The following is a 12122-nucleotide window of genomic DNA, read 5'->3' on the forward strand; positions in this document are numbered from 1 at the left end:
GTCAAACATGTTTGACACACAGTTGAATATCTTCGCGGCGCCGGACACTCTCATACTCGTCTACCGTTTTCGGAGGAGTCTTGATTGGACCGCAGCCAGGAGAGCCGATGTCTCGTGGATACCCCTTGTCCTTCAGCCAGCAGCGGCTGTGGTTCCAGGAGGCCGTGGCACCCGGCAATCGCGGTTACCTTGACCAGGTCGCGTTCCTGGTGCACGGCGTCCTCGACATCGGCGCGCTCCGGCGGGCGTTCGACCGCCTCTTCGAGCGACACTCGACGCTGCGTACCACCTTCGAGGTCGCGCCGGGGGCCGCGGCTCCTACTCAGGTCGTGCACGCCGGGCATGGCTTCGAGCTGCCTCTGGTCGAGGTCGCACCACAATCCCCGATCGATCGCCGGGAGACCGTACGCGCCGAGGCGGTCCGGTTGGCCGAGGCGGGTTTCGACCTCGGCACGGGTCCGCTGTTGCGGGCGACGCTGATCTCGTGGGGACCAGAGCAACACGCCCTGATCGTGATCGCGCACCACATCGTCGTGGATGGCTGGTCATTCGCGGTCATCACCGACGAACTCTCCACGCTCTACGCCGCGGAAGCCGGTGGTCTCGCGCCGGATTTGGCGCCGCTGCCCCTTCAGTACACCGACTTCGTGCTCCGGCAGCGTGACGACCTTGCCGGCGAGCAGGCCGAGGAGGAGCTGACCTTCTGGGCGCAACACCTGGCAGGCATACCCGATCGCCTCACCCTTCCGACCGACCGCCCGCGCCCCGAGAAGCAGACCTACTCGGGCGACACACTGAACGTGGACCTGTCCGATACCGCCGCCGACGCCGTCGCCACGCTCTGCGCTGACACCCGGACGACCCCGTACATGACGCTCACCGCCGCGGTCTCGGTAGTGCTGCGCGCCATGGCAAGCCAGGACGACATCGTCGTCGGCACCCCGGTCGCCGGGCGGGCGCACTCGGCGTCAGAAGGCCTCATCGGCCTGTTCCTCAACATGATCGCCGTACGGGTGCGCATCGACCCGGACCGCTCGCTGCGCGAGCTGCTGCGCGACACGCGCACCTCGGTGCTGCGCTCGCTGGCCCATCAGTCGACGCCGTTCGAACAGGTCGTGGAGGGTCTGCGGGTCACCCGGCTGCCCGACGCCTCTCCGGTCTTCCAGGTGTCCGTGCTGGTGAGCAACCTGCCGCCGCCGATACTCCGGCTGACCGGAACGACCATCGAACCCGTGGTGGTGGAGCTGGACGGTTCCCGCTACGACCTCACCACGACGTTCATCGAGCGCGAGGGTCGGTGGCGGCTGCGACTGAACTACAACACCGACCTGTTCGACGAGGCGACGATGCGGCTGCTCGTCGAGCGGATCGAGACCGTGCTCGTACACGGCGCGACCCACCTCGAAGACCCGGTGCGCACGCTTCCGATCATCGGCGGGATGGAACGGCGCACCCTCGCCGCCAACGGCAACGTCGCGGCGGACGGACCAGAGGCCGAAGCGGTCGACGTCATCGACCTGCTCGCCGACCGCGCCGCGGCGATGCCCACGGCGACCGCGCTGATCGACGATGAGCGAAGCATGTCGTACGCCGAACTCAATACCCGCTCCACCGAGCTCGCCCGCGCACTGGGCGCGGCCGGGGTACGCGCCGGTGATGTGGTCGCCACCATGATGTCCCGGAGCATTCAGCTGCCGATCACCGTCGTAGCGCTGTGGAAGGCCGGGGCCTGCTTCCTACCGCTGGACGGCACCCACCCCCGGACCCGCATGAGTCTCATGATCGACCGGGCTCGGCCAACGCTGGTCATCGCGGATGCGGTCTTCGCCGACAGCGCCCGCGAGCTCACGACCGAGGTGACCACCTATGACTCTCTGGCCGGGTGGACGCCCACTGGGCTCGCTCGGCAGGCATCCAGGGATCCGGCCCGTGCGGCATACCTGATGTTCACCTCAGGCTCCACCGGCATCCCCAAGGGTGTCGTGGTATCTCGAGGGGCGCTCGCCGCCTTCTGCGTGGCGGCGCTGGACGTGGTGGACCCTCAGCCGGACGACATCAGCTTGAGCATCACGACCTACACCTTCGACATCTCGCTGCTGGAGTACCTGGTCCCGCTCCTGCGCGGTGCCGCCGTACGGCTGTGCCCCGGCGACGCCACCGACATCGACGGTGTGCGGCGGGCGCTGGCCACCCCCGGGCTGTCGCTGGCGGGTGGCACACCGACCACCTGGCGTTCCGTTCTCGATTCAGGGGCTGCACTGCCGCCCGGCCTTCAGATCATGCTCGGCGGCGAAGCGACCCCGGACGACCTCGCGCATCGGCTTCGCGAGGCGGGTGCGGGATTGTGGAGCTTCTACGGACCGACCGAAGCGACCGTCTACGCCACGGTCACCCGCTATCACCCCCCTTCCTCGGACGACGGGGCCTCTGACGGCGGGGCTGAGGTGGCGTTCCGTCACGACGACCTCGGGAGGCCGTTCGGCGCCAGCACGGTGCGGGTGCTGGACGAGGACGGCGCGCTCACCCCGATCGGCGTGAGCGGAACGATCCACCTCGGTGGACCGCAGCTGGCCGACGGGTACCTGGGCAGGCCGGAGGAGACCGCGCGCCGTTTCATCGACGTCGACGGTGTGCACCTCTACGACACCGGCGATCGAGGGCGGTGGTCCAGTGACGGGCGGCTGCTGTTCGAGGGGCGCTCGGACAGTCAGGTGAAGTTGCACGGCTTCCGCGTGGAGTTGAGCGAGATCGAGTTGCATCTGCGCAGGCACTCCGGTCTGCGGGATGCCGCAGTACTGCTCGCCGATCTCGGCACCGGCACACCCGAGCTGGTCGCGCACCTGACCGCGACGACGAGCGGTGAGGCTTCGCTCACCGCCGACGAGCTGCGCCGCTGGCTGGCTGCCCAACTGCCCGGCTACATGGTACCGGCGATCTACACCTACCATTCCGAGCTGCCGAGGACCGGCAACGGCAAACTGGATCGCCGGGCCCTGCTCGCCTCGTCCACCCACCCCACCGCCGTCGCTGCTCCGGTGGACGACGACCTGGTCACCGCGGTGTGCCAGCTCGTCGCCGACACCCTGAACGTCGACGGCGTCAGGGTCGACGACGGCTTCTTCACCATCGGCGGCACATCGCTGCTCGCGGTAGAGCTGGTCCTACGGCTCAACGAGCTGGTAGGGGTGCGGTTCAGTCCGGCCGACGTCGCCGCCGCCCCCACGCCCCTCGCCCTCGCCGGCCGTATCGCTGAACAGGTGGGGCGCGGAGAGACGGCCGTGCACGCCCTCGCCACGCTCCGCCCGACACCGGCCCCGGCGTTCCCGGTCGTCTTCCTGCCCTCGTCGACGGGGACCTGTTGGGAGTCGGTGGCGCTGCTCTCCTCGATCCCCAGGGAGTTCGCGGTCGTCGGCCTACAGGTGACCCCGGAGTACCACGACGACCCGGTCACCGCATTCGCCGACCTGCTCGAAGACTCCTTCGAGGGCGCACCGTGCGTGCTCGTCGGCTGGGGCGAGGGTGCGGCCGTCACCGCCTGCGAGCTCGCTGATGAGCTGGCCGGACGAGACACAGCCGTGCCGCTCACCATCGTGCGCGGCTCAGGGAACGAGCGACCGCGCGAGCACACCGCTCGCGGGCACACCGAGCTGGTCGTCTTCAGCGCTCCCGGTGACGATCCCTCGCGCGCCGAACTGCGGGACTGGGTGGAGCGGGCGGCGATCGCGACACACGTGGTCGAGCTGGCGGCCGGAGCGGCGCCGATCGCGATAGCGGACGAGGTGGCCGGGGTGCTGCACAAGCACCTCACCCGAGTGTCCGAGGTAGCCCACTGATCCGGGCTACCCGTCGAACCCGAGGAAAGGCGTCCGTTGTCTCTGCACCTTCCCCCTTCCGACACGAGTGACCTCAAGCGCCGGACCGACACCGTGGCCAAGGTGGCCGCGAGCGCGGCGGACGACGTAGACCGCACCGCGTCCTTCCCTGAGGAGGCGATGGCTGCGCTGCGCGAACAGGGGCTGCTCAGGCCCGGCCCCGGCGCCGAGCCCGGCCGGTACTGGAGCGCCCGCGAGGTGCTGGCGGTGTCGGCCACACTGGGACAGGCCTGCGCATCAACCGCGATGATCTGGGCCATGCACCAGGGCCAGCTGCTCAGCGTCGCCCGCCAGCGCACCGCTACCGAGGCCGCCCGGTCGTTCGTCGACGCGGCATGGCATTCCCAGCCGCTGGTCGCCAGCCTGATGTCCGAGCGGCGAGCGGTGAACCCGCGCCACGGCAACGCGGCGTGCACGGACGACGGCCCGGGCCGCATCGTCATCGAGAAGGACGTCTCCGTCGCGTCGTACCTCGACCGCGCGGACGCCGCACTCGTCGTGGCCCGCCGGTCCCCGGACGCCCCGCTCACCGACCAGCTGCTGGTGCTCGCCGACCGGAGCGAGGTCGAGGTCACCAAGCCCACCCCGTGGCTGGCTCTCGGTATGCGCGGCACGGCGAGCGGCGGCTGCTCAGCCGTGATCCGCACCTCGCGCGCCAACATCCTTCCCGACACCTTCAGCGAGACCTCCGCGCACACCACGACCCCGCTGACCCATATCGGCTGGGCAGGTTGCTGGTGGGGAATCGCCCGTGCCGCGGTCGACCGCAGCCGCCGCTACCTCCAGACGCCGGCGCGGTCCGCCGGCGAGCTGGCCGCGGTGAAGGCGGTCCGGCTTGCCCGGCTGACCCGGCTGAACGACCAGATCCGCAGCGAAGCGGTGGCGCTGGCCGACGTCTTCGACGCCGAGGCGGGAACCCGGGAATCGTCCGGCGCCTTGCAGGTCAACAATCTGCGGCTGTCAGTGGCGGAGACGGCGTCCACCGTCGTCCTCGAAGCGCTGGAGGTGATCGGCATCGACGCCTACCGGGAGAGAGAAGCGAGCCGATTCAGCCTGAGCAGGCACCTGCGCGACGTCGTCTCCGCCCGCGTGATGATGAGCGCGGACCGCCTGCAGCTGGCCAACGCGACCTTCGCCCGGCTCCCTGACGACGACCCGTTCGTCGCCGCTGGCCTGCGCGACTAGATGATCGATTCCTAAGTCGGTGCTGATCAGAGGTGGCCAGACCCGCGAGTCGCTGGATTGTGCTGCGCGAGTCGCTAGATTCTGCCGGCCGCCGATCCTGGCTCGCTGAGCGAAACCCCCGACCCGCACAGCAAAATCCCGCGACTCGCGCTGCACAATCTCCCGACTCGCGCTGCACAATCCAGCGACTCGCCGGACAGCCGAGCTCATGGGAATCGATCATCTAGTGCGGCGTGGTCACCTTGCTGGCTCGAATCGCCCAGCCAGGTAGCTCACGAGCTCGGCGGCGGTCGGGTGATCGAAGACCAGTGTCGTCCGCAGACGCAGGCCGGTGCTCGCGCTGAGCCGGTTACGCAGGTCGACGGCGCTCATCGAGCTGAACCCCAGATCCTGCAGAGATCGGTCCGGCTCGACGTCCTCGGCGGCCTGGTAACCGAGGACATCCCCGATCTCGGTACACACCAGCTCGAGCAACAGGCGTTCGCGCTCCGGCGCGGAGACCGCCGCGATGCGCCGAGCCCAGGTCTCCCTGCTCTGCCGCGCGGTGTCCGGTGCCGGTTCCCGCATCGGCGGCGATCCCAGTCCCGCCGTGGCCACCACTGCCCCTCCGCTGCCGAGGGCGGCGTCGAACCGTCTCAACCCGGTCCGCGAGTCCATGCCCGGCGCGAGGGAACCGATCGAGGCGACGGACACCCCGTTCCGGTCGGTGACGACCGCCGAGAAGGCGCCCGCACTCGACGGCGAGATCCGGATCCGCACCGCCGACGCCGAGGTGTCGGGCAACGTCACGTCTTTCCAGGAGGACGGCAGTTGCCGCGCGCTCGCCCCGTCCGCTGTCCGAGCGAGCAGCACCGCGTGCAGAACGGAGTCCAGCAGTGCCGGGTGCAGCGTCTGGAAGGTGTCGCCGACACCGCCGTCCGGTGCGGCGGCCTCAGCGAAGACCTCCGCACCCCGCTGCCACATCGCCCGGAGCCCGTGCCGGGGCGGAAGGCGCGGGTCAGCGTCGGTGAGCTCGACCTCGACGGCTCCGGGAGGAGGCCATTCGCCCAGCTCGACGGTCTCTGGCACAGCGGTCTCCGGCACAGCGGCTAGGAGCACCCCGGTGGCGTGGCGGACCCACTCAGCGGAGTCGGTGTTCCCGGGCCGTGAATGCGCCCGCAGTGCCCGGCGTCCGCCGTCGTCCCGGCCGACCACGAGCTGTATCTCGACAGCCGAACCTGCCGGCACGACCAACGGAGACTCGACGGTGAGCGCCTCGATGCGGCCGCAGCCGAGCCTGCGACCGACGTAGGCGGCTGCTTCGACGAAGGCGGCCCCGGGCAGCTCGACGATTCCACCGGCGGCGTGGTCGACCGACCAGTGCCGCCCTGTCGAGGAGAACCTGCCGGTGAACACCACTCCCCCGTCGTCGGCGAGGTCCAGCTCGGCGGTGAGCAGCGGGTGGTCGAGTTCGACCATCCCCGGTGCCCTGCCCGCGCGCGCGTTCATCTGCGGGGTGCACCAGTACCGCGTGCGACGGAAGGCATAGGTGGGCAGGTCCACCGTGACCGCGCGGGGAATGGCCGGCGCCCAGGTCACGGGGACGTTGTGGACGTGCAGCTCGGCCAGCGACATGAGAAACCGCGTGCTGGAGTCGGTCTCTCGGTCGAGCGAGCAGACGGCGACCCCTCGATGCTCGGCCGCCGCATCGGCCAGCTCATGGAGGAGCACCGGATGCGGGCTGCACTCGACGAAGATGTGGTGCCCGTCAGCGGCGAGCCGTTCCACGGTGCGCGCCAGTTCGACGGTCTCGCGGAGATTCCGATACCAGTACTCGGCGTCGAGCCGCTCAGTGACCATCGGAGCGGCGTTCACCGTGGAGTAGAAGGCGATGTCCGCGGTCTTCGGTGTGATGCCGGCGAGGTCGTCGAGCAACGCGTCGCGGACAGGTTCGACGTGTGCCGAGTGAGACGCGTAGTCGACCGGGATCCGACGGACCCAGACGTGATCGGCGGCGCATTCGGCGAGTAGGTCGTCCAGCGCCGCTGCACTGCCGGAGACCACCGTCGACCGGGCTCCGTTGACCGCCGCGACCGACAACGCGCCCGAGCGCATGGCCGACCGCTCTCCTAGATCGTCCACGGACAGGGCGACCGACGCCATGGCACCGGTGCCGCTGAGCCTGCCGAGTGTTCGGCTGCGCAGCGCCACCACCTGGGCCGCGTCGTCGAGCGACAGTACGCCCGCGACGCAGGCGGCGGCGATCTCACCTTGGGAGCTGCCGACCACGGCATCGGGCTGGACCCCGTGCGCCCGCCACAGGGCGGCCAGCGCGACCATCACCGCGAACAGCAGCGGCTGGATGACATCCACCCGCTGCCAGAGCGGCGAGTCTTCCGGCGCGTGCAGCACGTCCACGACCGACCATGACACCCAAGGCGCCAGCGCGCGGTCACACTCGGCCAGCCGCTGCGCGAACGTCGGTGAGGATTCGAGCAGCTCCACCGCCATACCTGCCCATTGAGACCCCTGGCCAGGGAAGACGAAGACCACCTTGCCCTTGGTCTTCGGTCGCACCACGCCGGAGATCACGGTGCCACTAGTGATCGGGGTGTCGGGTGTCCCCTCGGCGACCGCCCGCACACCCGCACGCAGCTCGGCACGGCTACTGCCCAGCACCACGGCCCGGTGCTCGAACGTCGATCGGGTGGACGACAGTGACCAGGCGACGTCCGCGACCGGAACCCGCGGATTGCGGTCCAGCCAGTCGTCCAGCTTCGCCGCCTGAGCACGCAGTGCGTCCGCACCCCGACCGGACACGAGCCAGGCCGTGACCCCGGATGCCGAGGATGCCGGGGTCGGGTCGGGCAACGCTGCCGGTGCCTCTTCGATGATCAGATGCGCATTGGTGCCGGAGAGCCCGAAAGACGACACTCCGGCGCGGCGTGGCCGGCCAGGGACCGGTTTCCATTCCCTCGGCTCCTCCAGCAGGGTGACCGCGCCGCAATCCCAGTCCACCCTCGGGTTGGGTTCGGCTATGTGCAGAGTGGCGGGCAGCGTTCGGTGACGCAGCGCCATGATCATCTTGATCGCCCCGCCGACCCCGGCGGCGGCCTGCGTGTGCCCGATGTTGGATTTCAGCGAACCCAGCCACAGTGGGTCCCCGGACCTGTCCTTGCCGTATGTGGCCAGTAGCGCTCCCGCTTCGACCGGGTCGCCGAGCGCAGTCCCGGTGCCATGCGCCTCCACCACGTCGACGTCGTCGGTGCCGATGCCCGCATCGGCCAGTGCCGCCCGGATCACCCGCTCCTGCGAGGGACCGCTGGGCGCGGTGAGCCCCCTGGACGCGCCGTCGGAATTCACCGCCGAGCCCGCTAGCAGTGCCCACACCCGGTGACCGTTGCGCCGGGCATCGGACAGCCTTTCCAGCAACAGGAAACCCACACCTTCGGACCACCCGGTGCCGTCCGCGGTGGACGAGAACGACTTGCAGCGACCGTCCGGCGCCAGGCCGCGCCTGCGGGCGAACTCGACGAACGTCCCGGGCTGCGACATCACCGTGACACCGCCGGCCACCACGAGGTCGCACTCGCCATGGCGTAGCGCCCGGATACCCAGGTGCAGGGCGACCGACGACGACGAGCACGCCGTGTCCACCGACACCGACGGTCCCTCGAACCCGAAGACGTAGGAGATCCGACCCGAAGCGACGCTGCCGGTGGTGCCGGTCAGTGACACTCCCTCCAGCTCCCTCGTCAGCAGGGACGTCGGCGGCGCGTAATCGTGGTAGGCAAGCCCGTTGTAGACACCGGTGCGGCTTCCCCTGAGGGACGCGGGGTCGATTCCGGCCCGCTCGAACAGTTCCCATGCGGTCTCCAGCGAGAGCCGCTGCTGCGGGTCCATCGCTACCGCCTCGCGTGGGCTGATCTTGAAGAAGGCCGCGTCGAAGTCCGCCGCGTCGTAGAGGAACGATCCGGCGCGCGCGTTCGTCGTACCCGGTCTGGACAGGTCCGGGTCGTAGAGCGTCGCGAGGTCCCAGCCCCGGTCGCCGGGGAAGTCTCCGGTGGTGTCCTGGCCGGCGGCCACGACCTCCCACAGCTTCTCCGGGGAGGTGATGCCGCCGGGGTAACGGCAGGCCATGCCAACCACGGCCACCGGGTCACCATCGGCACGATCCTCAGCACGGTCGGATGTGGTCATCCGGGGTCGACACCCTTCCGGTCGCGGTGAGCGGGGCAGGCCCGCATGGGCTACGTGCGGCGGCGCGTCGAGAAGTCAGGGCGGTGCCATCAGCGGTTCGTAGAGTCGACGGAACCATCCCGACGCCTCCGTCGAATCCCCTCGGTATCCGGGGTTCTCCCGATGGAGGACCGGAATGAGCCGGGCATGCAGCCGGGCCCGGCGGACGAACGCGGTGACCCGTCCCTGCCTGCGCTCGGCGAAGGCGGTGAGCCCGCGGGGGTGCAGGCCATGGGTGCGCAACTCGGCCGCGAGCACGACCGCATCCTCAACCGCCAGCGCGGCGCCCTGAGTGGTCGCCGGGGCGACCGCATGCACGGCATCGCCGATCAGCGCGATCCGTCCTGACGTCCAGCACACCGCCGACGTCACCACCGCCGACGTGCGGTACACCGGTTCGTCGAACTCCAGCCCGCGCAGTATCTCGGGTACCTCACCGGCCATCTCGCGAGCCAGGTGGACGAGTTCGGCGGCCGGGTCCAGCCCGGCACGGCGAGCCGCATCCTGGACGAAGACGTGCGCGCGTCCTCGACCGATGGGCATCAGCCCGAAGAACCGGCTTCCGGCCCGCCACACCCGCCACCGCGACCCGACATGGCGAGCGGGAAGCGGAACCGTGGTACGCCAGTAGGTCGTACCCAGCGCCTCCTGATGACCCGGTATCCCGAGCAGTTCGCGAGTCCGGGACGAGACCCCGTCCGCGCCGATCAGGATGCGGTAGCGGCGGGCCGAACCGTCCTCGGCCCGGATGCCGACCGCGTCGTCGCCCTCGGTCAGCTGGTCGAGGGTCTGGTCCCATCGGACCGTGCCGTCCGGCAGCTGTTCGAGCAAAGCCTCGGCCATCGCGCGGCGGTGGACGGCGAGGGGGCGTTCACCGCCGTGCCACACCTCATCCCACCGCACGACGGTCCGGTGGCCGTCGGGATCGGTGATCACCTGTTCGGATATCGGCAGACCGAGCCGGGCGAACCCGGGGACATACCGGGCGAGCAGGAGGGATCCGTTCGGGTGCAGCATGACACCCGCGCCGGTCACTCGAAGCCGAGGTGCCCGTTCGAGGACCTCCACCGTGAACCCCGCGGCGGTGAGCGTGTTCGCGGCGGTGAGCCCGGCGATGCCTGCCCCGACGATCCCGACGTCGGCGTCGACGTTCACAACCACTAGCTCTGCGACCTTCGGACAGCGGCCAGGTCGTGCTTGCCGTGAACGGTCATCGCTATCTCGGGCACGACGGTCACCGTCCAGGGGACCACCGCGGCGGGCACCCGTCGAGCGATCAGGGCCCGGACCTGGGTGGACACCTGCCCGGGATCCGTGCCCGGCGCACACACGACGAACGCTTCCACCCGTTGCATGAACTCGTCCGTCACGGTGAACGCGGCGTCCGCGACGCCGTCGACGGCGAGTGCGCCGTGGCGCAGCTCGTCGAGCTCAATCCGGTGTCCGTTGACCTTCACCTGTCGGTCCAAGCGCCCGAGATACTCCACGGTTGCATCCGGCCGCAGCCGCACCTGGTCACCGGTTCGGTAGGCACGACCGGGCGGCCCGCCCAGCTCGGCCTCGTCGAGGAAGCCGCCACGGCCGCCGCGCAGGTAGCCGCGCGCGACCGGGGTCCCGGCCACCACCAGCTCCCCCGGCTCACCGAAGGCCACCGGCCCGAGATCGGGTCTAGTGAGGTAGAGGCGGGTGTTGTGGATCGGACGGCCGATCGGCACCGACGACCCGTCGCCGGTCTCGTCGGCGGTGAACTCGTGCCGGCAGACCCCGACCGTGGTCTCGGTCGGCCCGTAGTGATTGACCAGCCGGACATCGGCGAGGCGCTCCGCGATGCCGTCGATCAGCGACGGCTCCAGCACCTCTCCGCCGAGGACCAGGATGCGGCACGCACGACGGTAGTCCGGCCGGGCGGTGCGTTCGAGGAAACGCAGCTGTGACGGGGTGAACTTGATCGCCGCGTGGGGCGAGCCGGGTGGAGTCAGCAAGGGCGCGGTGTCCCACAGGCCGTTGCACAGGGTGATCGGCGCGCCACACAGCAGTGTCGGCCAGAGGGTGGTGATGGTGTGATCGAAACCGAGGCTGCCGAATACCGGAGTGCCGCCTCGGTGGCGTCCCACAACCTCGGACCACCAGGTGCAGTAGTTCACCAGCGACCGGTGCTCGACCACCACGCCCTTGGGTCTGCCGGAGGATCCGGAGGTGAACAGCAGATAGGCGGCGTCGTCCGGAGCAGGTCCCGGTTCGAGGGGCGCCGAACGACGTGTCCGGGCGACCGAGCGCAGCGAGATCACCGGCACGGCTCCGTCGTTCGGCGGACCGTCCAGCTCGTCGTCCACCAACAGGGCGGCGGGGTCGGCTTCGGTGAGGATCGCCGCCACCCGCGCATCCGGGTACCGGGGGTCGATCGGCACGTAGGCGGCGCCGACCGCCATCGTGGCCAGAGCCGCGGCGACGATCTCCTCGGTTCGGTGCGCCCAGAGCGCCACGAACTCGCCAGGGCCGATCCCTGACTCGACCAGCGCTGCCGCATGGTCGGCGACCCGATCCCACAGCTGCTGGAAGCTCAGCACTCCGTTCGCGGTCCGCACGGCCTCGGCGTGCGGACCGCGGCGAACGGCGCGTTCCATCAGATGGGTCAAGGATCGGCCGGGCAGCTCCCGGACGGCGCCGGAAAGGACCGGGCCGGGCGCCGGACCTCGGTGCGCTGAAGTGACCTGAGAATGACCCACGCAAAGACCACCCGTTCTCAACATTCCCCAATCGGCGGGGCGTCAGCCTTTGCCTCGACTCGATATCTCGGTTTCAGCGCGGCCGGACCGCGAATGGGGCGAGGTCGAGCCGGATCAGCGG

The 12122-nt window shown here is 70.0% G+C and carries 4 protein-coding genes and 1 pseudogene; 2 read left to right on the forward strand and 3 right to left on the reverse strand.

Annotated features, from left to right (window positions below; genetic code table 11):
* Window positions 1-107 precede the first annotated feature (107 nt).
* Entirely contained in the window at window positions 108-3833 is a 3726-nt protein-coding gene (locus G406_RS0114995; protein WP_084216077.1) for a non-ribosomal peptide synthetase, read from the forward strand.
* A 36-nt stretch (window positions 3834-3869) separates the two neighbouring features.
* Entirely contained in the window at window positions 3870-5057 is a 1188-nt protein-coding gene (locus tag G406_RS0115000) for an acyl-CoA dehydrogenase family protein (protein ID WP_037076720.1), read from the forward strand.
* A gap of 237 nt (window positions 5058-5294) precedes the next feature.
* Here G406_RS0115000 and G406_RS46980 read toward each other — a convergent pair.
* The 3 genes and pseudogenes from G406_RS46980 to G406_RS0115015 form a co-directional block, all read right to left on the reverse strand.
* Window positions 5295-9206 (reverse strand): annotated as a pseudogene (locus G406_RS46980) (type I polyketide synthase); the annotation flags it as partial.
* A 105-nt stretch (window positions 9207-9311) separates the two neighbouring features.
* Window positions 9312-10436 carry an FAD-dependent monooxygenase gene (locus G406_RS0115010; RefSeq protein ID WP_028934492.1) on the reverse strand — a complete coding sequence of 375 codons (1125 nt, stop codon included), beginning with the start codon at window positions 10434-10436 and terminating at the stop codon, window positions 9312-9314.
* A complete protein-coding gene (locus G406_RS0115015; RefSeq protein ID WP_169736694.1) occupies window positions 10436-12001 on the reverse strand; it encodes an amino acid adenylation domain-containing protein in 1566 nt (521 codons plus the stop codon). The genes G406_RS0115010 and G406_RS0115015 overlap by 1 nt, the downstream gene beginning before the upstream one ends.
* Window positions 12002-12122 lie beyond the last annotated feature (121 nt).

The sequence above is a fragment of the Actinospineispora spinosispora DSM 44797 genome, from assembly GCF_000429025.1.
Lineage (GTDB): Bacteria > Actinomycetota > Actinomycetes > Mycobacteriales > Pseudonocardiaceae > Pseudonocardia > Pseudonocardia spinosispora.

Bases quoted from the DNA above. Each gene is read 5' to 3' on its own strand.
- G406_RS0114995 (WP_084216077.1), top strand. From the start codon at position 108: ATGTCTCGTGGATACCCCTTGTCCTTCAGCCAGCAGCGGCTGTGGTTC.